The sequence below is a fragment of the Streptomyces humi genome (assembly GCF_001005085.2).
Lineage (GTDB): Bacteria > Actinomycetota > Actinomycetes > Streptomycetales > Streptomycetaceae > Streptomyces > Streptomyces humi.
The window spans coordinates 13,151-35,195 of the sequence record NZ_LBMU02000084.1 but is presented as its reverse complement, the minus strand read 5'-3'; the positions used below and the strand labels follow the sequence as shown (position 1 = coordinate 35,195).

17 protein-coding genes and 1 riboswitch are annotated in these 22,045 nt (G+C 68.9%); of the genes, 9 read left to right on the top strand and 8 right to left on the bottom strand.

Annotation, left to right across the window (positions count from 1 at the left end):
• Positions 1–12 precede the first annotated feature (12 nt).
• Positions 13–768 (top strand): decaprenylphospho-beta-D-erythro-pentofuranosid-2-ulose 2-reductase, encoded by a 756-nt coding sequence (locus tag AAW13_RS33400; protein ID WP_046727360.1) that lies wholly within the window; start codon positions 13–15, stop codon positions 766–768.
• A 98-nt stretch (positions 769–866) separates the two neighbouring features.
• On the opposite strand, the gene AAW13_RS33395 is transcribed toward AAW13_RS33400, so the two are convergent.
• The 3 genes from AAW13_RS33395 to AAW13_RS33385 all read right to left on the bottom strand — a co-directional run bounded on the left by AAW13_RS33395 (position 867) and on the right by AAW13_RS33385 (position 4,184).
• Positions 867–1,445, bottom strand: coding sequence for a 2'-5' RNA ligase family protein (locus AAW13_RS33395; RefSeq protein ID WP_046727359.1), 579 nt, complete (start codon positions 1,443–1,445; stop codon positions 867–869).
• 144 nt (positions 1,446–1,589) lie between these two features.
• A complete protein-coding gene (gene trpS / locus AAW13_RS33390) occupies positions 1,590–2,603 on the bottom strand; it encodes a tryptophan--tRNA ligase (protein ID WP_046727375.1) in 1,014 nt (337 codons plus the stop codon).
• A gap of 126 nt (positions 2,604–2,729) precedes the next feature.
• Complete coding sequence (locus tag AAW13_RS33385) at positions 2,730–4,184, bottom strand: glycine hydroxymethyltransferase (RefSeq protein ID WP_046727358.1); 1,455 nt, start codon at positions 4,182–4,184, stop codon at positions 2,730–2,732.
• 32 nt (positions 4,185–4,216) lie between these two features.
• Positions 4,217–4,308, bottom strand: a riboswitch (ZMP/ZTP riboswitch).
• Positions 4,309–4,410: 102 nt separating this feature from the next.
• Here AAW13_RS33385 and rocD point away from each other — a divergent pair.
• The 5 genes from rocD (at position 4,411) to AAW13_RS33360 (ending at position 14,159) form a co-directional block, all read left to right on the top strand.
• Positions 4,411–5,616 (top strand): ornithine--oxo-acid transaminase, encoded by a 1,206-nt coding sequence (gene rocD / locus AAW13_RS33380; RefSeq protein ID WP_046727357.1) that lies wholly within the window; start codon positions 4,411–4,413, stop codon positions 5,614–5,616.
• Between the two features lie 146 nt (positions 5,617–5,762).
• Positions 5,763–9,443 (top strand): DEAD/DEAH box helicase family protein, encoded by a 3,681-nt coding sequence (locus AAW13_RS33375; RefSeq protein WP_240528803.1) that lies wholly within the window; start codon positions 5,763–5,765, stop codon positions 9,441–9,443.
• On the top strand, positions 9,440–10,873 hold the full coding sequence (locus AAW13_RS33370) for a restriction endonuclease subunit S (RefSeq protein WP_052768464.1): 1,434 nt from the start codon (positions 9,440–9,442) through the stop codon (positions 10,871–10,873). The genes AAW13_RS33375 and AAW13_RS33370 overlap by 4 nt, the downstream gene beginning before the upstream one ends.
• The gene (locus tag AAW13_RS33365) at positions 10,870–12,483 is read left to right on the top strand and encodes a type I restriction-modification system subunit M (RefSeq protein WP_079179060.1); all 1,614 of its coding nucleotides are present in this window, start codon (positions 10,870–10,872) and stop codon (positions 12,481–12,483) included. The genes AAW13_RS33370 and AAW13_RS33365 overlap by 4 nt, the downstream gene beginning before the upstream one ends.
• Before the next feature lie 155 nt (positions 12,484–12,638).
• The gene (locus AAW13_RS33360) at positions 12,639–14,159 is read left to right on the top strand and encodes an HsdM family class I SAM-dependent methyltransferase (protein WP_046727356.1); all 1,521 of its coding nucleotides are present in this window, start codon (positions 12,639–12,641) and stop codon (positions 14,157–14,159) included.
• 132 nt (positions 14,160–14,291) lie between these two features.
• Here the strand turns inward: AAW13_RS33360 and AAW13_RS33355 are convergent, their stop codons facing one another.
• Positions 14,292–14,885, bottom strand: coding sequence for a Uma2 family endonuclease (locus AAW13_RS33355; protein ID WP_206306309.1), 594 nt, complete (start codon positions 14,883–14,885; stop codon positions 14,292–14,294).
• A gap of 183 nt (positions 14,886–15,068) precedes the next feature.
• The gene (locus tag AAW13_RS33350) at positions 15,069–15,698 is read right to left on the bottom strand and encodes an ATP-binding protein (protein ID WP_046727355.1); all 630 of its coding nucleotides are present in this window, start codon (positions 15,696–15,698) and stop codon (positions 15,069–15,071) included.
• A 188-nt stretch (positions 15,699–15,886) separates the two neighbouring features.
• Between AAW13_RS33350 and AAW13_RS33345 the strand changes: the two genes are divergently transcribed.
• Both AAW13_RS33345 and AAW13_RS33340 read left to right on the top strand, forming a co-directional pair.
• Positions 15,887–16,759 carry a helix-turn-helix domain-containing protein gene (locus tag AAW13_RS33345; RefSeq protein ID WP_046727354.1) on the top strand — a complete coding sequence of 291 codons (873 nt, stop codon included), beginning with the start codon at positions 15,887–15,889 and terminating at the stop codon, positions 16,757–16,759.
• Entirely contained in the window at positions 16,756–16,959 is a 204-nt protein-coding gene (locus AAW13_RS33340; RefSeq protein ID WP_046727353.1) for a DUF397 domain-containing protein, read from the top strand. Before AAW13_RS33345 ends, AAW13_RS33340 begins: the two co-directional genes overlap by 4 nt.
• Positions 16,960–17,021: 62 nt before the next feature.
• Here the strand turns inward: AAW13_RS33340 and AAW13_RS33335 are convergent, their stop codons facing one another.
• The 3 genes from AAW13_RS33335 to AAW13_RS33325 form a co-directional block, all read right to left on the bottom strand.
• The gene (locus AAW13_RS33335) at positions 17,022–19,190 is read right to left on the bottom strand and encodes an AIPR family protein (RefSeq protein WP_167391759.1); all 2,169 of its coding nucleotides are present in this window, start codon (positions 19,188–19,190) and stop codon (positions 17,022–17,024) included.
• Positions 19,191–19,364: 174 nt separating this feature from the next.
• Positions 19,365–20,549 carry a glutathionylspermidine synthase family protein gene (locus AAW13_RS33330; RefSeq protein ID WP_046727351.1) on the bottom strand — a complete coding sequence of 395 codons (1,185 nt, stop codon included), beginning with the start codon at positions 20,547–20,549 and terminating at the stop codon, positions 19,365–19,367.
• 7 nt (positions 20,550–20,556) lie between these two features.
• The gene (locus AAW13_RS33325; RefSeq protein WP_046727350.1) at positions 20,557–20,898 is read right to left on the bottom strand and encodes a hypothetical protein; all 342 of its coding nucleotides are present in this window, start codon (positions 20,896–20,898) and stop codon (positions 20,557–20,559) included.
• A 279-nt stretch (positions 20,899–21,177) separates the two neighbouring features.
• Here AAW13_RS33325 and AAW13_RS33320 point away from each other — a divergent pair, with 279 nt between their 5' ends.
• Positions 21,178–22,041: a DMT family transporter gene (locus AAW13_RS33320; RefSeq protein WP_046727349.1), complete on the top strand. Its 864-nt coding sequence runs from the start codon at positions 21,178–21,180 to the stop codon at positions 22,039–22,041.
• Positions 22,042–22,045: the final 4 nt, after the last annotated feature.

Sequence of the window (22,045 nt, the reverse complement as noted above, 5' to 3'; positions counted from 1 at the left end):
CCAGGAGCTGTCGTGAAGGACGCCTTCGGAATGCCCCAGTCCCTGCTCGTCCTCGGCGGTACGTCCGAGATCGCGCTGGCCACCGCGCGCCGGCTGATCGCCCGCCGCACCCGTACCGTGTGGCTGGCCGGCCGTCCCTCCCCCGCGCTCGAACAGGCCGCCGCGCACCTGCGCACGCTCGGGCCGGACGTCCACACCCTCCCCTTCGACGCCCTCGACCCCGAGTCCCACGAGGCGGTCCTCGGCAAGGTCTTCGCGGAGGGCGACGTCGACGTGGTCCTGCTGGCCTTCGGCGTCCTCGGCGACCAGGCGACGGACGAGCGGGAGCCGGTGAACGCCGTGCGCGTCGCCCAGACCAACTACACCGGCGCCGTCTCGGCGGGCCTGGTCAGCGCGCGGGCGTTGCAGGCCCAGGGCCACGGCTCGCTGGTGGTCCTGTCGTCCGTGGCCGGAGAGCGGGCCCGCCGCTCCAACTTCATCTACGGCTCCAGCAAGGCAGGCCTGGACGCCTTCGCACAGGGCCTCGGCGACGCGCTGCACGGGACGGGCGTGCACGTGATGGTCGTACGGCCGGGTTTCGTGCGGTCGAGGATGACCGAGGGCCTGGAGGAGGCCCCGCTGGCGACGACCCCGGAGGCGGTGGCGACGGCGATCGAGACGGGCCTGCGCAGGCGCTCGGAGATGGTGTGGGTGCCGGGCGCGCTGCGGGTGGTGATGTCGGCCCTGCGGCACGCACCGCGGTCGGTGTTCCGACGACTGCCGATCTAGTTCCGCCCGGCTGGGGGTGCCCCTTCAGGGGCGCTGGGGGTGCCCCCGGACGAAGGCCGGGGGAGGAACCGCGCGACCAGCCCCCACCGGCCCGCAGGCTACCGACTGGCGATACTGCCCCGCTCCGCGTGACCCACCTGAGGCGGCACGACAGAGCCCCCGAACGCGTACTCGTGCAGCTTCCGCCACACCCCGTCCGCCCCCTGCTCGTACAACGCGAACCCCATGCACGACCACTCGGCCTCGAAATCCGCCAGTTCGGCGAACGCCCGGTCCATCGCCGCCTCGTCGATCCCGTGGGCCACGGTCACATGCGGGTGGTACGGGAACTGAAGCTCCCGCTCCAGCGGCCCCGACGCGTCCCGCACCCGCTGCTGGAGCCAGGCGCAGTCGTCCGCCCCCTCCACCACCCGGACGTACACCACCGGTGACAGCGGCCGGAACGTACCGGTACCGCACAGCCGCATCGGGAACGGCCTGCCCACCGCCGCGACCTCGCTCAGGTGGGCCCGCACCGCGCCCAGCGCCCCCGCGTCGATCTCCGTCGGCGGCAGCAGGGTCACGTGCGTGGGGATGCCATGGGCCGCGGCGTCGCCGAAGCCCGCGCGCCGCTCCTGGAGCAGGCTGCCGTGAGGCTCCGGGACCGCGATCGACACGCCGATCGTTACGGTCCCCACGTCATCTCCCGTCGGTCGTGATGGCCGGACGGGTGTCGGGTTCGTACCCGGCCGTCCGGCTATCGACTGTACGGCCACGGCCCCCTCCCGGGCAGCCGTGGCCGAAGTGATGTGCAGCGCTTCGCCGCGCGAATCGCTGCCGGCTCAGTGCTTGGCGGGCAGGAAGCCGACCCGGTCGTAGGCCTGGGCCAGGGTCTCGGCGGCGACGGCACGCGCCTTCTCCGCGCCCTTGGCCAGGATCGAGTCGAGCGTCTCCGAGTCGTCCAGGTACTGCTGGGTGCGCTCCCGGAACGGGGTCACGAACTCGACCATGACGTCGGCGAGGTCCGTCTTGAGCGCGCCGTACATCTTGCCCTCGTACTCCTGCTCCAGCTCGGCGATCGACCTGCCGGTGAGGGTGGAGTAGATAGTGAGGAGGTTCGAGACGCCCGGCTTCGCCACGGCGTCGTAGCGGATCACCGTGTCCGTGTCGGTGACGGCGCTCTTGACCTTCTTCGCCGTCGCCTTCGGGTCGTCGAGCAGGTTGATGAGGCCCTTCGGCGTGGACGCCGACTTGCTCATCTTGATCGACGGGTCCTGAAGGTCGTAGATCTTCGCCGTCTCCTTGAGGATGTACGGCTTCGGGACGGTGAAGGTCTCGCCGAACCGGCCGTTGAAGCGCTCGGCGAGGTCACGGGTGAGCTCGACGTGCTGGCGCTGGTCCTCGCCGACCGGGACCTCGTGGGCCTGGTAGAGCAGGATGTCGGCGACCTGGAGGACGGGGTACGTGAACAGGCCGACGGACGCGCGGTCCGCGCCCTGCCGGGCCGCCTTGTCCTTGAACTGGGTCATCCGGCTGGCCTCGCCGAAGCCGGTGAGGCAGTTCATGACCCAGGCGAGCTGGGCGTGCTCCGGGACGTGGCTCTGCACGAAGAGGGTGCAGCGGTCCGGGTCCAGGCCGGCGGCGAGCAACTGCGCCGCGGCGAGCCTGGTGTTGGCGCGCAGTTCGGCGGGGTCCTGCGGGACCGTGATCGCGTGCAGGTCGACGACCATGTAGAAGGCGTCGTGGGACTCCTGGAGGGCCACCCACTGGCGGACGGCGCCGAGGTAGTTGCCCAGGTGGAACGAACCGGCGGTGGGCTGGATGCCGGACAGCACGCGAGGTCGATCTGAGGCCATGTTCACCATTCTCTCAGAGGGTGAGGGTGGGAATGGCCCGGCGGTGGGGGGGGTGGTTTCGGAGCGCGGGGGACTGCGGGCCGGTGGGGGCCGTTCGCGCAGTTCCCCGCGCCCCTGCGGGGCGCCTCAGCCGAGGTCGATCTCCGGGTAGAGCGGGAAGCCCGCCACCAGGTCCGTCGCGCGCTGGGCGATCTCCGCCGAGACCTTCTCGTCCAGGACGTGCGACGCCTTGCTCGGCGCGCCGGACTTCGTGGTGCCCGGCTCGGCGGTGGTGAGGACGCGGTCGATCAGGCCCGCGACCTCGTCCATCTCGGCCGTGCCCAGGCCGCGCGTGGTCAGCGCCGGGGTGCCGATGCGGATGCCGGAGGTGTACCAGGCGCCGTTCGGGTCGGCCGGGATCGCGTTGCGGTTGGTGACGATGCCGGAGTCGAGGAGCGCGGACTCCGCCTGGCGGCCGGTGAGGCCGTAGGAGCCTGCCACGTCGATCAGGTTGAGGTGGTTGTCGGTACCCCCCGTGACCAGGGTTGCGCCCCGGCGCATCAGGCCCTCGGCGAGCGCGCGCGCGTTGTCGACGATCCGCTGGGCGTAGTCCTGGAAGGCGGGCTGCCGGGCCTCGGCCAGGGCGACGGCCTTCGCGGCCATGACGTGCGGGAGCGGACCGCCGAGGACCATCGGGCAGCCGCGGTCGACCTGGTCCTTCAGGGAGTCGTCGCACAGGACCATGCCGCCGCGCGGGCCGCGCAGCGACTTGTGGGTGGTGGTGGTCACGATCTGGGCGTGCGGGACCGGGTCGAAGTCGCCGGTCAGGACCTTGCCGGCGACCAGGCCCGCGAAGTGCGCCATATCGACCATGAGGGTCGCGCCGACCTCGTCGGCGATCTCGCGCATGATCCGGAAGTTCACCAGGCGGGGGTAGGCGGAGTAGCCGGCGACGATGATCAGGGGCTTGAACTCGCGGGCCTGCTCGCGCAGCGCGTCGTAGTCGATGAGGCCGGTGGCCGGGTCGGTGCCGTAGGAGCGCTGGTCGAACATCTTGCCGGAGATGTTCGGGCGGAAGCCGTGCGTGAGGTGGCCGCCCGCGTCCAGGGACATGCCGAGCATCCGCTGGTTGCCGAAGGCCTGCCGCAGCTCGGCCCAGTCGGCCTCGGTGAGGTCGTTGACCTGGCGGGCGCCGGTCTTCTCCAGGAAGGGGACCTCGACGCGGTCGGCGAGGACGGCCCAGAAGGCGACCAGGTTGGCGTCGATGCCGGAGTGCGGCTGGACGTAGGCGTGCCGGGCGCCGAACAGCTCGCGGGCGTGCTCGGCGGCGAGACCCTCGACGGTGTCGACGTTGCGGCAGCCGGCGTAGAAGCGGCGGCCGATGGTGCCCTCGGCGTACTTGTCGCTGAACCAGTTGCCCATCGCAAGCAGGGTCGCCGGGGAGGCGTAGTTCTCGGACGCGATCAGCTTGAGCATCTCGCGCTGGTCGGCGACCTCCTGGCCGATGGCGTCCGCGACGCGCGGCTCGACCGCGCGGATCACGTCGAGGGCGGCACGGTAGGCGGTGGACTCGGTGGACAGGGGCGCGGACTTGTCAGTCATTCGGGACCTCCGGACATGTCGTTCGGCACTCACGGTTCGGCCCAGGCGCACGGCACTCGATCACGACGCGGGCCGCTCCCCGATGGTCGGTCCCATCCCAGCGCGCCAGTCACGGCCCTGCGGTCACACTACCGGGCACGCCCGGTCCGGGGGCCGTGGCGTCCACCAGTCGGGCACGGACAGAGGGTAGGAAAGGGATCATCTCGCCGCCCTCCCTGGAGTCGCCGTGACCACTACGGAAGCCCTCATCGCCGCCGCCGACCTGCACAGCGCGCACAACTACCATCCCCTGCCGGTGGTGATCGCCACGGGCGAGGGAGCATGGCTGACGGACGTCGAGGGGCGCCGCTATCTGGACTTCCTGGCCGGGTACTCGGCGGTCAACTTCGGGCACGGCCATCCGCGCCTGGTCGCGGCCGCGCGGGCGCAGCTCGAACGGGTGACGCTGACGTCCCGGGCCTTCCACCACGACCGGTTCGCCGCGTTCTGCACGGAGCTGGCCGAGCTGTGCGGGATGGAGATGGTGCTGCCCGTGAACACCGGGGCGGAGGCGGTGGAGACGGCGGTGAAGACCGCCCGGAAGTGGGGCTACCGGGTCAAGGGCGTACCCGCGGAGATGGCGAAGGTGGTGGTCGCGGGCGGGAACTTCCACGGCCGTACGACGACGGTGATCTCCTTCTCGACCGACCCGGAGGCACGGGCGGACTTCGGGCCGTACACGCCCGGCTTCGAGATCGTCCCGTACGGGGACCTCACGGCGATGCGGGCGGCGCTGACCGAGAACACGGTGGCCGTGCTGCTGGAGCCGATCCAGGGCGAGTCCGGGGTGATCGTGCCGCCGGCGGGTTATCTGGCGGGGGTGCGGGAGCTGACCCGCGAGCGGGACGTGCTGTTCGTCGCGGACGAGATCCAGTCGGGGCTGGGCCGCACCGGGCGCACGTTCGCCTGCGAGCACGAGGGGGTGGTGCCCGATGTGTACGTCCTCGGGAAGGCGCTCGGGGGCGGGGTGCTGCCGGTGTCGGCGGTCGTGTCCGGTGCCGACGTGCTGGGCGTGTTCCGGCCCGGGGAGCACGGTTCCACGTTCGGCGGGAACCCGCTGGCCTGCGCGGTGGGCCTGGAGGTGATCGCGATGCTGCGGACCGGGGAGTTCCAGGAGCGGGCGGCGGTGCTGGGGGAGTTGCTGCACCGGCGGCTGGCGGAGATCGCGGGCAGCGGCCGGGTGACGGCCGTACGGGGGCGGGGTCTGTGGGCGGGGGTGGACGTGGCTCCGGCGGTGGGGTCGGGGCGGGCGGTCTCGGAGCGGCTGCTGGAGCGGGGGGTGCTGGTGAAGGACACGCACGGGTCGACGGTGCGGGTGGCTCCGCCGCTGGTGGTCGAGGAGGAGGATCTGGAGTGGGGGATCGAGCAGCTGTGGGGGGTTCTGAGCGCCTGAAGGACCCACCTGTGGCAGATGTGCCACAGCCTGTTTCGACTACCGGCGATGACGAAACTCCTGGCGCCACTACATCCTCACCGCTAGGCTCGATGATCCCTTCAGTGCACTTTGTACAGCAGCCCAGGAAGAGCGGTACCTCTCTGATGAGCGCAGGTGGCGCGGCACAGACACCGGACTCCAGACTCGCCGAGCTCGCCCGCACATCGCGCAACTTCGGCTTTCTGTACGACCATCTGCCGCTGCTCGTCGCCTACGGCTCGGGCGCCGAGGCCAATGTCTTCACCGACCCGAACACCTCGCTGATCAAGTCACGGCAGTTTGGTGAGGCCCTCGCTTCCGACCTGGTGCGCCGAGGTCGCGTTCAGTTCACGGGGAGCAAGCAGGTCGAGCGCCTCGCCGCCCTCGACAGGGAGGGCTATCTGCACGGCAACGTGGGGCCCGCCTTCCGCGAGGTCCGAGTTCTCGGCAACAAGGCCAACCACGACGACTACGACGACCCCGACGACGCCTTCCGGGCCCTGCGGACCTGCCATCGGCTCGGCGTCTGGTACCACCGCCTCATCACCGGATCTCGCGAACAGCGAACCTTCGTTCCGCCGGATCCGGCCCGCACCCCGGCCGCCCAGAACACGGCCCTGCGCGCGCAGGTGGAGGAGACCCGGCGGGCTCTGGAGGAGGCCCGTCTCACCTACGAGGGCCAGGCGTCCCAGGCGCAGGCAGAGCATGCAGCCCGCCTCGCGGCGGAACAGGAGCTCGCCGACGCGGCAGCAGAGCGTGCGGACCTTGCCCGCCAGGTTGCCGCCATGCAGGATCAACTCGCGGCACTGCAACAGGCCCAGTCCGCGGCCGATGCCCAACTGCTGCGCTATCAGGTCACAAGCCCCGCTGCCGCCTCCGAGGCCGTGGCCGAGCGCGCGCGTCTCCTGGAGAACGCCGAGCAGGCAGCCCGCGAGCCCCTCACCGAGGCGCAGGTACGCACCCGCCTCGACGAGATGCTCACCGAAGCAGGCTGGAGCGTCCAGGACGCGGGTGGCAACCTCAACCTGTACGTGCAGGGTGACCGGCGCGGTAGCGGCGTCGCCGTACGCGAGACGACCACGGCCACCGGCCGCGCCGACTACGCCCTGTACGTGGAGCGCAAGCTCGTCGGCGTGATCGAGGCCAAACGGGAGGGCGCGGACCTGACGGCCGCCGAGACACAGGCCGACCGGTACGCCGACCACCCCACCGAGGCACAGCAGCGTCTAATCGCCTGGCGCACCCCGCTGCCGTTCCGCTATGTGTCAGACGGCGGCGAGACCCGGTTCCGCAACACCCTCGACCCCGAATCGCGTAGCAGGCGGGTCTTCTCCTTCCACCAGCCCCGCACACTGGCCCGCTGGATCCGGCAGGCCGAACAGGACCCCCAGGCGCCCTCCTACCGCGCTCGGCTGCGCCTGCGTATGCCCGAACTGGACGAGCGCCCGCTGCGCCCTGCTCAGATCAAGGCGGTGCGCGAGGTAGAGGAGTCCGTCGCACTGGGCAAGGGCCAGCAGGGCACCGGCCAGTCCCGTTCCCTCGTGCAGATGGCGACCGGAGCCGGCAAAACGTACACAGCGGTCACGTTCGCGTACCGGATGCTCAAGTACGCTCAGGCCGAGCGGGTCCTGTTCCTGGTTGACCGGAACAACCTGGGCGCCCAGGCGCAGAACGAGTTCGAGAACTTCACAACGCCCGACACCAACCGCACCTTCGCAGACCTGTTCAACGTGCAGCGCCTGGGCGCCGAGGGTATGAACGCCTCCGCGAAGGTCGTCGTCTCCACGGTGCAACGCCTCTACATGGAACTGACGGGCGCCACCGTCCCCGCCACGCGGGGAGAGGACGGCGAGGAAGAGTACTCGTACGACGTGGCCGGGGACATCCACGTCGGCTACAACCCCGGCATCCCGCCCGAGTCCTTCGACCTGATCATCGTCGACGAGTGCCACCGCTCCATCTACGGCAAGTGGCGTTCCGTGCTGGAGTACTTCGACGCGCCGGTCGTCGGCCTCACCGCGACGCCCGTCGCCCAGACCTTCGGGTACTTCAACGGCAACCTAGTCAGCGAGTACACCTACCCGGAGGCGGTCGCCGACGGCGTCAACGTCGACTTCCAGGTATACGAGATCCTGACGCGCATAACGGGTGAGGGCGGCGTCATCGCGCGGGGCACAATTCCCGTCCGCGACCGCCGCACCCGCCGCCAGCGCTACGAGGACTTCGACGAGGACGTCTCCTACGGCGCCACGGAAGTCGGCGTCGGGGTGATCAGCAAGGACCAACTCCGCACGGTCGTCCGCACCTTCCGCGAGCGCCTGTTCACGGAGATCTTCCCGGAGCGCGCGAAGCGCGACAAGGAGACCGGCGAGCTGCTGTGGGACGAGATGTACGTCCCTAAGACCCTCGTCTTCGCCAAGAACGACAACCACGCCGAGGAGATCGTCGAGGTCATCCGTGACGTCTTCGGCAAGGGCAACGACTTCTGCGCGAAGATCACCCATGCGGCCAAGAAGCCTGCGGAGCGGCTCTCCGACTTCCGTAACCTGCCGCAGCTGCGTATCGCCGTCACCGTGGACATGATCGCCACCGGCACCGACGTCAAACCACTCGAATGCCTCCTCTTCCTTCGGGACGTCAAGAGCTGGGCCTACTTCGAGCAGATGAAGGGCCGCGGCGCCCGCACCCTCTCGCTGACCGAGTTCGAGCGGGTCACGCCGGGTGTCGGCCCGAAAACTCACTTCGTGATCGTCGACGCGGTGGGCGTGACCCGGAAGCCGAAGGTGGACGCCGGTCCGCTGGAGCAGCACACGGAGAAGGACCTCAACCTTGAGAAGCTCCTCCGCCTGACCGCCCGGGGAGTCGCGGAGGACACCCACGTCTCGACGCTGGCCTCGCGTCTGGCCAAGCTCGACCTCCAGATGACCGACGACGAGCGCGCCGAGATCGAGGGGCTCACCGGGGGCGTACCGCTGAAGCACATCGTGCACCGGATGGTGGACGCCGTCTCGATCGACGAACAGGGCAAGACCCGCGAGGCCGCCGAACGCCTCGGCCTCGACCCCGACCAGGCCGTACGGGACGTGACCGAACGCGCGCTTCGTCCGCTGGCCTCCAACCCCGAGCTGCGCACCAGGCTGCTGGAGATGCGCCGCGCGAAGGACATCCTCTACGACGAGACGAGCCGCGACGCCCTCGTGTCGGCCGGCGCTGTCCCGGAGGACGAGTCCAGTGCACGCGAGACCGTTCGCGAGTGGCAGAAGTACATCAAGGAGCACCGCGACGAGATGGCGGCGCTCGCCCTCTCGTTCTCGGCCGACTCGCGGGTGTCGCCCCGCGACGCCCTACGGCAGCTGAAGGACCTCGCGCGGGCCGTGGCCCGACCACCGCGTGCCTGGACGCCGGAGAAGTTGTGGCGCTCTTACGAGCAGGTCGGCGAGGCCGTGACAACGAACCGAGCCGCCGCCCGTACCGCGGCCGATCTGCTGGCCCTGATGCGCTACGAGTTGGCGGGCGGCGCGGAAGCGGGTGCGGCTCCGCCACGCCCGCACGAGGAAGCGGTACGCGAGCGGTACGCGGCCTGGCTGGCCCGGCAGGAGCAGGTAGGTGTGACCTTCACCGACACCGAACGCTGGTGGCTCGACCGCATCGCCGAGGCCACAATCCAGCGTGTACGCTTCGACACCGCCGACCTTGACTACGCCCCGTTCACGAAGATGAACGGCACGGATGGATTCCTCGCCGAATTCGGCGAGGAAAGGGCGGAAGAGATCCTCGACGAACTGGACAGGGAGCTGAGCGCGTGACGCTGGATCTGGGACTGGGTGCGCATTCCGGCGACGGCCGGGGGGAGCTTCCGGGCGGGTCCGGTGGGGGGCTGCCTGAGGGGTGGGCTTGGGCGACGTTGGGGGAACTGTGTGAGGTCAACCCCCGCTCCTTCGAGGATGAGCCTGGGGATGATGACCTCATTTCGCAGGTGCCCATGGCGGCTGTTGAGGCAGAAACGGGACGCATTAACGCGTCCACCCATGTGCGATATGGCGACTTGAAGAACAAGTCTCTCACTCGCTTCCAGGAGGACGATGTTCTCTTCGCCAAGATCACGCCCTGCATGGAAAACGGCAAGATCGCGGTAGCCCGAGGCCTGTTGGACGGTCGCGCTCTCGGCAGCACAGAATTCCATGTGCTGCGCAGTCATGGGGCAGTTCTTTCTGAATACCTGATGCACTATTTGTTGCAGCGCGACGTACGCGTCAATGCCGAGCAGAACATGTCCGGCGCAGTTGGTCAACGTCGCGTACCGCGGCCTTATCTGGAGTCCCTTGAGGTTCCGGTTCCACCACTTGCGGAACAGCGCCGCATCGTTGCTGAGATCGAGCAGCAGATCAACCACATCGAGGCGGGCGAAGAGGCCCTAAAGGTCAGTTTTCAGAAAATCGACGAGTTCCGCAAGTCCGTCATCTGCTCAGCAATTCCAGACCCCCTTCCCGACGACTGGGAAGAAGTCACCGTCGGAGAAGCCGGGAAGGTGGACCTGGGTCGGCAACGACACCCATCCTGGCACTCTGGGCCAGAAATGAAGCCGTACCTGCGTGTCGCCAACGTATTCGAAGATCGCATCGACACTTCCGACGTCAAGGAGATGGATTTCTCCAATACTGAGGACAAGTACACCCTGAAGGAAGGTGACGTGCTTCTCAACGAAGGACAGAGCCCGCACCTCCTGGGGCGTCCAGCGATCTACCATGGCGAGCCCGAAGGTGCCGCCTTCCAGAACACACTTATCCGATTCCGTCCAAGTCTTCGGATAACTTCAGAGTGGGCACTGCTTGTCTTCCGCCGACACATGCACACTGGGCGTTTCATGAAAGAGTCACGTATTACGACCAACATCGCGCACCTCTCAGCTGCCCGCCTGAAGACCGTCGAGTTCCCGTTTCCCCCTGAGGGGACGCAAGAGTCGATCGTCAAGCAGGTACGGCGACAACTGGAAGAGGCGGACAGAATGGAAGCTGAGCTCCGTGGCGTGACCAAAGGATCAGCTGACCTTCGCGCCGCTCTCCTCAACGCCGCCTTCACCGGCGCCCTCGTCCCCCAGGACCCCGCCGACGAGCCCGCCTCCGTCCTGCTCGACCGGATCCGCGCCGAGCGCGTGACCGCCAAGAAGGCACCCCGCAAGCGCGCCCCACGAAAGCCGCGATCCGCCCCACCCGGTCAGGAAGAACTGCCCCAATGAGCACCACCACCCTCATGGACAACGCCACCACCCCGGCCCCCCGCCGCTCCGCCGGCGACACGACGTCCACGCTCGTCAACCGGCTCTGGTCGTACTGCGAACTGCTGCGCCACTCCGGCGTCTCCACCCTCGACTACGTCGAGCAGCTGACGTACCTCCTCTTCCTGAAGATGGCGGACGAGCGCGCGAACCGGCCCGCCCGGTTCCGCAACAACCTGCCGGAGGAGCCGCTCGTCCCGTCGGGCCTGGACTGGTCGAGTCTCATGAGCCGGTCCGCCGAGGATCTGGTGGACCACTACGAGCACATCCTGCGGGAGCTGGGCCGCAAGGGCGGCACGATGCTCGGCGAGGTGTTCACCAAGGCACAGAACAAGATCCACGAGCCCGCCGTCCTGGAACGCCTCATCAAGGACCTGATCGACCCCTACACCTGGACCCGAGCGAACCTGGACCTCAAGGGCGACGCGTACGAAGGCCTGCTCCAGCGCGGCGCCGAGGACCGCAAGACGGGCGCCGGCCAGTACTTCACGCCCCGCCCGCTGATCGACGCCATGGTCGACTGCGTGCAGCCGCGCCCCGGTGAGTCGATCACGGACCCCGCTTGCGGCACCGGCGGCTTCCTCATCGCCGCGCACGCCCACATCGTCGAGCGCTACGAGGAGCAGCTGTACGGCGACGAGGCGCGCAAGCTCCAGACGGGCGCTATCACCGGCTACGAACTGGTCCGGGAGACGGCCCGGCTGGCCCTGATGAACATGCTGCTGCACGGCATCGGCACGTCCGAGGCCCGCCCGCTGATCACCATCCAGGACTCCCTGGCGAAGTCGCCGCACAAGTTCTACGACATCGTGCTCGCCAACCCGCCCTTCGGAGTGGGCTCGGTCACCGGCGAGGCGTACACCTCCCGCAAGGACTTCTGGACGCAGACCACGAACAAGCAGCTCAACTTCGTCCAGCACATCTACACCCTGCTGAAGACGAACGGCCGGGCCGCCTTGGTACTCCCGGACAACGTGCTGTTCGAGGGCGGGGCAGGCGCGGAGATCCGCCGCCGCCTGCTGGACCTCACCGACGTCCACACCCTGCTGCGCCTGCCCACCGGCATCTTCTACGCCAACGGCGTCAAGGCGAACGTCCTGTTCTTCGACAAGCGCCCGCCCCGCCCCGGCGGCAAGCCCGCGACGAAGCGGCTCTGGGTCTACGACTTCCGCACCGACCAGCGCTTCACGCTCAAGCAGCGCGCCCTGCGCCGCGAGCACCTCGACGATTTCGTGGCCGCCTTCCACTCCGGCGGCACGGACTACTCGGCCCGAAAGCCAAGTGAGCGCTTCCAGTCATACGAGTACGATGAACTGATCGCCCGTGACAAGGTCAACCTCGACCTGACGGTGCTTCAGTCAGCCTCCGCTTCCGCCGCGACGCTCGCGCCCCCGGACGTGATCGCGCAGGAGATCGTGGAGGACCTGGAGACCGCGCTGGCCGAATTTACCGCCGTAGCACAGGCGTTGAAGAAGGCCGCGAACACCAGGGCGACCGACGGCTCCACCGGCACCACCACCAACGCTTCCGAAGACGGCACCACGGACGACGGCACGACCCAGGAGCGGTAACCCGGTCCCCCTCCCGCCAAGCCCCCACGGGCTCCGGTGCCCCGAGGGCCTGCCGGAGCCCGCTCCTGGCAACGGGAGGCGTGGCCTCTGTATCCGTGCGGACGGTACGGACACCGATGGCCCGCCAGGGACTTCACACAGGGACTGGGTGACACATGGCCAACGGGCTCGGCCGAGGCAACGGCGCGGCGGCGGCAGGCGTACAGCCGGAGAGGCTCTGGAAGGGCGACGCGATAGCGGACCGCTTCTGGAAGTTCTACCGGGAGGAGACCAGTACCCGCGCCATCACGCGCCTCCAGTTCCTGGAGCACGTCGGCTACCTGCTGTTCCTCAAGCTGGACCACGAGCGCGCCCAGCGCTCGGCTCGGTTCGCGCACCCCCCCGTCGCCCCCGTCGACGCCTGGCCGAACCTGGCCCTGCTCAGCGGAGACGCCCTGCACACCGGACTGTCCGCGCTCATGGACGACCTCGGCGACCAGGAGCTCTCCGACCGTCCCGACCGGCAGACCGCGAGCGTCGTCTTCCGCGACGCCCAGCCGTGGGACCTCGACCGGATGGCCGAGCTCAACAAGCTGATCGTCGAGCAGATCGACCCCTACCGGTGGTTGTCGGTCCCCCAGGCCGAGTTGGGCCGTGCCTTCTCCCGGATGCTGCGTGACTGCCGCGACGACATCGACCTCAAGATCGACACTGGCCAGACCCTCACGCCTCTCCCCATCCTGAACGCCATCACGAAGGTGCTCGGCGTGGGCCCCGAGGACATCGTCATCGATCCGGCGTGTGGTACGGGCACGACGCTCATTGCCGCGTACAACGCCATGCTCGCGGCGAACCGTCAGCTGGCGCCGACCGCTCTCGCCGGCGCCGACCTCGACGCGCAGATGTGCCGACTGGCCATGCTCAACATCCTTCTGCACACCGGCCGTCCGTTCGCCGACCCCGCTCCCATCCGGCTCGCGGATACGCTCAAGCGCAAGTCCCCGGTGGTCCGTTCCGTGTCCGGTGTCGTGCCCACCGTGGCCATCTGCAACCCGCCGTTCAAGAGCAACGGTGTCCAGCCCGACGCCACCATGCGCGACGACTTCTGGGCCTACGGGGACTTTCCCACCAACTTCCTCCAACACCTGGCGATCACCCTGCCCCAGGGCGCGCGGGCGGCCGTGTTCGTCCCGGACGGAGTCCTCTTCGGCGGCGGCGCGGCGGCCACCGTACGTCAGAACCTGCTGAGGAACTGCGATGTGCACACGCTTCTGCGGCTCCCGACCGGGCTGTTCCACCGCAAGGGCGTGAAGTCCAACATCCTCTTCTTCACGAAGTCCGCCCCCAGGCCGAGCGGCGAGCCCGCTACGAAGGACCTCTGGGTGTACGACGCCCGGACGGGCAACCACCACACCGACACCGGAAACCCGGTCACCGAGGCCGATTTCGAGGACTTCGTCGCCTCCTGCCTCCCCGAGGAGGGCTTCGCCGCACGGACCGAGTCGAAACGTTTTCGCCGTTACCCGGTGGAGGACCTCCTCGCCCGCCCGAAGACGAGCCTCGACCTCAAGGCCCATCTGACCCCGGAACTGGGCGACTTCGGCTCCCCCAAGGAGATCGCCTTCGAGGTGGCGGACCTCCTCGACGAGGCAGCCGCCCATTTCCGCCAGGTAGCTGAGGCGTTGCCGGGACAGTGATCCGAAGAGAAGAGAGGCGTCGCCGGTAGGACTCGGTCCGGTCGACAACGAGCCACGCACCCAGCGGCCCGGCCAAGGACTGATCACCCTGGCGTGCCCGCCCCGATTTCTCGCGGGGAGGGCACGCTGCGGTCAGTGACCCGGTCGCGTCCCGTACAGGCCCAGGCCGACCGTGGACAGGTCGCCACCGAGCTCGGCAGGCAACGGCACATCTTCGCCGTACTTGCCGTGGACGACGCTCCTGTACTCGCCTTCCCCCGGGCGGCCGAACAGCGACCACGTACCTGTCCGCGGGTCGACCTGCAAGAGGAGAGCGACGCCCGCCGCCGCGTACCACGCCGTCTTCTCGTTGATGCCCTTGAGCCGCTCGGTCGGAGAGATGACCTCCACGGCCAACTCAACGGCGTCGGCGTCCAGAAGCCAGCCGTCGTCGTCCTTGAACGCACGTGGGCCGATGGTCAGATCCGGGGTCGCGTAGTCGTCCGGATCACCGGGCATCGGGACGGACACGTTCTCGAACGCCTCGTACGCGGCCGAGAGCCCGGGGCGGATGGCATCGCGCAGGTCGATGATGATCCCGGCGTGCCTGCCGCTCGGGCTGGGGGACATCACGAGTGTTCCTCCGATGATCTCAACACTCATGCCCGTGGCTTGCTCGATGCTCTCTGCGGCCTCGCGCAGGTGCCCACGACGGACGGGAATGGGGTGGTGAGCCGGGGTGCCCAAGGTGCCACCTCTCTCGTTGCCTGGCTGAAGCTCCAGCGGGAAGCGTCTCAATGCTCACGCGACATGGTTTTCACTGTACGACAGAGATCGGGGACAGGGCTTCAGCGATCAACGAATCACTCACGGGAGTACTGCGCCTCCGCTGATGTCGCGTCTCACGAGTCGGGCTGGGGTACACGGTGATCACAGCGGCCCACCATCCCGTACCGCTAGTGGCTCCGCCGCAGGCACCCGTAGCGCCGGGCCCTCGTCCAGTCCGAGTACGACGGCGAGACCACCCGCCGCGTACGGCTCGGTGCGCACCGTAAGGACGACGTGCCACTCACCCCACACCCGCACGTGCTGTCCAGGCCGCACGACGGCCGCCGCGACCTCCCTCCCGCCGGGCACAGCCACCATGTCCGGCGCTTTCAACTCGGCCCACACCGTCTTTCCGATCCCCTCCGCGCGCTCCTCGACGCCCCACCGGTGAGCCATCGCCTCCACGAGCAGCAGCCCACGCCCGCCCGTCTCCTCATCGCCGGGCGCACGTACCTCCGGAGTGCCGGAACCCGCGTCGCTGACCTCCAGCCGCAGCAGGCCTTCCGACGGCGAGCGCGCGATCCGGACACCCACCTGGCGGTCCCTCGGCACGGGCACGCGCAGCGCGTTGGTCACCAGCTCGGAGAGCACCAACTCTGCTGCTTCCAGAAGGTCTTGATCGGCATGCCAGCCACCCAATGCAGCGTGTAACGCGGCCCGGGACCGCGGCACGCTTTGAGGGGACCGGGACAGCCGGAAGGTGACTTCGTCCGAGCTGAGGCTCTCTGCCATGACGCCCCCTGAGGGTCGATAGCCGCTGATCAAGTTGCCGGGTCGCCGCTGCGAGGTGCCGGGCGGCCACTCGCGCGCATTCCGCAGCATATGTATCGGCGCAACGTTGCACAGAGCTTGTCAGCCCTGTTTCACTCTTTCGAGTAAGAGCCACGCTCCGCACCTCCGGCCTCTGGTAGGAGTCGCATATGCCTACTGTTAAACCCTCCACCGTGCTCGGGCGCCAACTCGGTGACGAACTACGCAAGTTCCGTGAGACCGCAGGTGTCTCCATGGCGGAAGCAGCCGAGTTGCTCGACTGCACCAAGGGAAAGATCAGCCGGATGGAGAACGGGCACGTACCCGTCCGCATCCCGGATCTGAACACACTTATGCACGCCTATCGGGTCGAGGCCCCGGAGACGCGCAACCGCCTTGCCGCCATTGCACAGCGAGCCAACCGCCGCCGCCGCGAGGGGTGGTGGCATCAGTACGGCTCTGTTCTGGGTGATTCGTACCGCGATCAGATCGAGCTTGAGGCCATCTGCGACAGTGTTCGAACGTACGAGGTACAGCTGGTCCCGGGACTCCTCCAGACCGCCGAGTACGGCCGCGCGGTGACGGTCGCGTCGAGGGCCTGGAAGACGCCGGAAGAGATCGATCAGTTCGTCCAGGTGCGGCTCGCCCGACAGCAGCGGCTCACATCCGAGGGCCCCATGTCGCTCTGGGCAGTACTGGCGGAAGGAGTCCTCCGACAGCACGTAGGCGGGCCCGCAGTGATGCAGGCGCAACTGGAGCATCTCGCCACTATGGCGGAACTCCCCAACATCACCGTCCAGGTGCTGCCGTTCTCACGCGGTGCCCACTCGGGTATGTTCGGCCCGTACCTGCTGTTGAGCTTTCCCCAGGTGACATCGCTCGACCTCGTACTGACGGAGACCCCGACCGGCAACATCTGGATGGAGCGTGAACCGGAGGTCGCTTACTACCGCGCCCTGTTCGACGATGCCCGCACTACCGCGCTGCCTCCGACGGAATCCCTCAGGCTGATCCGCCGCACCGCCAAGGAGCACCTCGCATGAGCCAGGATCACGACATACATCCCGTACACCCGGGAGCAACGTGGCGTGCCAGCAGCTACAGCGGCGGGCAGGGCAACTGCGTCGAAGTCGCCGACAACCTCCCCACCCTCATCCCCGTCCGCGACAGCAAGCGCCCCACCGGCTCAGCACTCGCCTTCTCCCCCAGCGCATGGACCGCTTTCGTCCACCACCTGCGCTGAGCGAAGCAGAGAGCCTTGCCTGACCACGGCTCGACAGCGGCCGGCGGGGCCGGAGCCGTGGACTACGCCGGACTCTCCTCCTCCGACTCTCCCGCTCCCGCGTCCGCGATCTCCTGCCAGAGCCGCTCGGCGATCTCCACCAGCGTCCCCTCCCCCGGAACCTTCCACTGCTTGGGTCCCTGGACCGCGCTCCACTGCTCCTTCCAGTCGGCCGCGTTCCACATCTGGGAGACCAGTCCGGTCGGGGAGTAGCGCTTGCCGTCTGCCTCCCAGAGGATGGGGGTCTTCCGGTCGTTCACCCAACTCGCCCTGCGGCGCCGGGGGTCCTCGTCGAGCCAGGCGCCGATGGCCAGTTCCTCCACGGTGCTGGGGGCGTAGACGAGCGGGGTGCCCTCGCTGATGGCATCGTGGTCGACGAGCAGGCGGACCGTCTGAGGCCGCCGCTGCCGCTTCGGCCCGGTGCCCGACATGAGGGCCTTAAGGTTCATGGGGGAATCCGGACCAGTGCCTCGTTCGAGTACCCCCAGGACCGCGGAGACCAGTTGCGCGCAGCGCCCCTCGTTGGCGAACGTGCTGGTGACGTAACTCTTCTTCGTGAAGAGGGTGTCGACCATGGTGATAAGGCAGAGAAGCACGGCGCTGACCTGGCCGGGCACGTCGGCGAGTTCGGCGGCCCACTCGTCGTCCGGCTCGTCGAACCGGTCCCTCCCGATGCGCTGGAACACCAGGTGAGCCACCAGCAGACCACCACTGTCCACGACGGCGGCAGGGCGGCCAGTGAACTTCGCCCTCAATTCCGTCAGTTGGTCCCGGACCAGCCGGAACACCTGCACCGCGCGCCAGATCTGCTGGGCGGTCGGCTGCTGACCGAACAGCATGGTGTAGGCGCCTCCCTTGCCCTCCTCCCACAGCGCGTTCGTGGAGCCCTTGACTCGCACGGCGAGCGACGAGTCCCGGTGCATGCAGGCCAGGGCCGTAGCCGCTTCCGTGACCGAGCAGCCCGACTCGGGGGCCGGATCCAGTTCACCCCGCCGGAAGACGTACTCCTTGTCGAGGGAGAGGCGAAAGTCTTTCTGGATCTCGCTCTGGACGGTGTCGATGGCGATGAAGTCCCGGCGCTCCATGTGGTTCTGTGTGTTGGTGGCCTTGGTGATGGAACGCCCGAAGCCTTCCGGCGCGCCCTCCAGGGAGATGATCCGTACCAGGACGTACGCGTCCGCGACGGCCTCGGGGTCCCTCTCGTACGCCCGGAAAGCGGAGGACACCGTCTGGGCGCCGTTGACCACGCTGGCATTGTGCAGGGTGAGGGTGGTGGGCTGGCCGACCGCTCTCTTGGCGTGCCAGTCCTGCACGATCCTGTCGCACTGCACGGTGATGCCGTTGTGGCGGTAGAGGAACCCTTCGGGGTCCTCCAGCATCGACTCCACCATGGTCTGGTTGACCCCGGTCAGCCCCAGCGTCTTGCGAACGTTGCGGTCGTAGAGGCGCTCGCCGTGCCCCTTGTCATGGCCCTCGTCGTCGCCCTTGCCTCCGTACCAGCGCGCCAGTTGGTCAGCGCTGATCTCACCGATCACCGCCTTGTACGGTGTCTCGCGGCTGTACCACTCCCGGTCCATAGTCGCTTTGAGGGTGATCGGCTGCGGCTCCAGGTCCTCCCGGATCGCCCGGTGAAAGTCCTCCTGGCCCAGGATCCGGTACTCCACGGTCCGTCCGTGTCCGCCGAACTCGTTGGCGGCTTCGTCCAGGATGTTGCGGGTTTCGGGGGAGAGACGGCCGTCTCCCATGAGAGCGACGACCAGGTTCACCTTGCAGGTGGGAAGTCGAAGGATTCCGTGCACACGGTCCGCGAGCAGCTGCAACCGCTCGTTGAAGTGGTCGAGATCGCGGTTGTCGAGCTTCTTCAGTCCGTGCACGAGCTTGAGCGCCGCCTCCGTGTCGAAGCCGGCCGTCCCCTTGTCCTTCCACTTTGCCTGGATCAGCCAGAGTTCGGATCCTGAGGCGGAGAACGCGACGCAGTCGATGCCGAAGTCGTCCCGGCCGTCGATCACCCACGCCGCCGCCTCGTCCGAGGTGCAGTCCGCGAGGATACGGGCGGCCTTCGCGGACACGGCTCTCGACAGCAAGGCCGTCTCGCGCTCCTTGGGATCCTTCTTCTCGAAGTCGTCCATGGAGATCCGGTCCTGGAACTCCCGCAGCAGCGCCCTCTTGATGTGCTGAACCTCAAGGGGCATGTCCTGCCCGCCCTTACCCATCCACACTCCCAACGGCCTTGCTCGACAGAACTGTTCAGACTATCGAAGCGGGGCACAGCGCGCACCGTCCCGGGCAGGAAGGCAACGCTCCTGACTTCTCGAGGACGATCTGGACGCCGGCACACGGCCGATCAGGCGCACACGGTCACACCACTAGAGGATCACGTGGGGCAGGAAGCGGGCGTAGTCGTCCGTGACCAGGCCCGCCGACTCGCGGATCCCCAGGCCCGCCGCCTCAGCCCCCACCACCCAAGCGCCCAGCACGACGTGGTTGCGGTCGAACGTCGGCAGCGGGGCCAGCTCCTGGTAGCAGCACGGCTCCTCGCGCACGACCGGGGCGTGGCCCGGCTCGTGCACGACCACCCCCGCGCCCTCCCGGCCCAGCAGCGGCTTGCTGACGTAGCCGCCGGCGTCCGCGAGCTCTCTCGGACCGTCCACGTAGGCCGCCAGGAGGTTCGGGTGGCCCGGGTACAGCTCCCAGAGGACCGCCAGCAGCGCCTTGTTGCTGAGCAGCATCTTCCAGGCGGGCTCGATCCACATCGTCGTGCCCGTGCCGCCGCCGTTGTCCAGGGTGTCGAGGACGTGACCGGCGAACTCGTCGGTGGTGAGCCATTCCCAGGGGTAGAGCTTGAAGCAGGCGCGGATGAAACCGAGCCGGTTGTCGACGAAGCGGCCGGAGAGCGTGTCCCAGCCGATCTCCTCCATGGAGATCCAGTCGGTGGCGAGGCCCGCCTGTTCGGCCGTCTCCTTGAGGTAGGCGACCGTCATCAGGTCCTCGCCCAGTTCGTCGGCGGAGGAGTGGGCGAAGTGCAGGGGCGTGCCCGGGGGCAGCAGGCGGGCCTGCTCGCGCCAGGCGGCGACCAGGCGTTCGTGGAGGCTGTTCCACTGGTCGGCGCCCGGGAAGCGGTCCGTCATCCAGAACCACTGGGCCGAGGCCGCCTCCACCAGGGAGGTCGGCGTGTCGGCGTTGTACTCCAGGAGCTTCGCCGGGCCGGTGCCGTCGTAGCGGAGGTCGAAGCGGCCGTAGAGGGAAGGGAGTTCGGCACGGCGGTGCCAGGACTCGGTGACGGCGGCGACCACCCGGGGATCGGTGATGCCGAGGTCGGCGAAACGGTTCTTCGCGACCATGTGGTCCGCCGCCGCCAGACACATGGCGTGCAGTTCCCCGACCGTCTCCTCCAGCGCCTCCACCTCGTCGAGGGTGAAGGCGTAGTAGGCGCTCTCGTCCCAGTACGGGCGCAGTGCGCCGTCGGCATGGCGGGTGAGGGGGTAGATCACACCCTGTTCCTCGACGGTCCGCTGCCAGCCGGCGCGGGGGTCGGTGGTACGGCGCTCCATGGCCCGGTCAGCCGCCGGAGCTGCCGTGGCCGCCGCCGAAGCCGCCGCGGTGGACGCTGTGACCGCCGCTCGACGAGCCGCCGCCCCCGCCGGACTTGGTGAACGAGCCGCCCTTGACCCAGCCGCTCCGCTTCTTGCCGCCGTAGTAGTAGCCGGCGTCGACGGTGGACTTGGCGGACGTGCAGTTCTTGTCGGAGACGACCTGGTAGCCCTTGCCGGCGCGGTAGCTGTCGCGGTCGACGCAGCGCTTGTCGGGGTCGGAGGAGCAGGCGGTCAGGGCGGCGGCCAGCAGGCCCATACCGCCGAGGACGACCGTTCCCGAGCGTAGTTGACGGCGTACGCCTGCCATGTCCGTGCTCCCCCGTGCTGCCCGTGTGATGTCCGGCGACAGTTTAGACGAGCGGTTTCGGCCACCCGGTCGACGCGGTCCCCGCCCTCGACGCCGCCGCCCGCCCGGCCGCCCGCCCGCCCGGCCGCCCCTCCGCCCCTCCGCCCCTCCGCCCCTCCGGCGCGAGCTGACCCGCGGCGGGGCGGGGGGAAGCGGGTCCGGGACTCCCAGGTCCGCTTCTTACCTTCCCTCCGGTCGCCGCTTGCCCGTCTCCCCTACAGTCCCTCTGTGCTCTTCGGAATGGTGTGCGCCCTCGCGGCCGCGGTCTGCTTCGGTACGGCGACGGTCCTCCAGGCGATGGCCGCGCGGGCGGCCGGTGACGGGACCGGCGGGGAGGCGGCGCTGCTGCTGCGGGCGGTCCGGCAGTGGCGGTACGTCGTCGGGCTCGGGCTGGACGGACTGGGGTTCGTCTTCCAGGTCCTGGCGCTGCGCTCGCTGCCCATCTACGCGGTGAGCGCGGCCCTGGCGTCCTCGCTGGCGGTGACGGCGGTGGTCGCGGCGCGACTGCTGCGGGTGCGGCTCAGCGGGGTGGAGTGGGCGGCCGTGGGAGTGGTGTGCGCGGGTCTGGCGATGCTGGGGCTGGCCTCCGGCCCCGAGGGGGACCGGGCCGGGACCACGACGCTGAAGTGGGTGATGCTGGGGACCGCCGTGGCGGTGCTGCTGCTCGGCCTGGCCGGCGGGCGGCTGTCGGGGCGGGGGCGGGCACTGGTCCTCGGCCTCGGCGCCGGGTTCGGGTTCGGGGTGGTGGAGGTGTCGGTACGGCTGATCGACACGCTCCGGCTGCCCGCCCTGCTCACCAACCCGGCGACGTACGCCCTGCTCGTCGGCGGCGGCGCCGCCTTCATGCTGCTGACCTCGGCGCTCCAGCGCGGCTCGGTGACCACCGCGACGGCCGGCATGGTCATCGGCGAGACGATCGGTCCGGCGGCGGTGGGGGTGGTGTGGCTCGGGGACCGCACCAGGGAGGGCCTGGCCTGGCTGGCGGTGCTCGGGTTCGCGGTGGCCGTGGCGGGTGCCCTGGCGCTGGGCCGGTTCGGGGAGGCACCGGACACGGCGGACGCCGGGCCCGGCGCGTCCGAGCCGGTCAGCCCATCGCGTCCGTGATCCC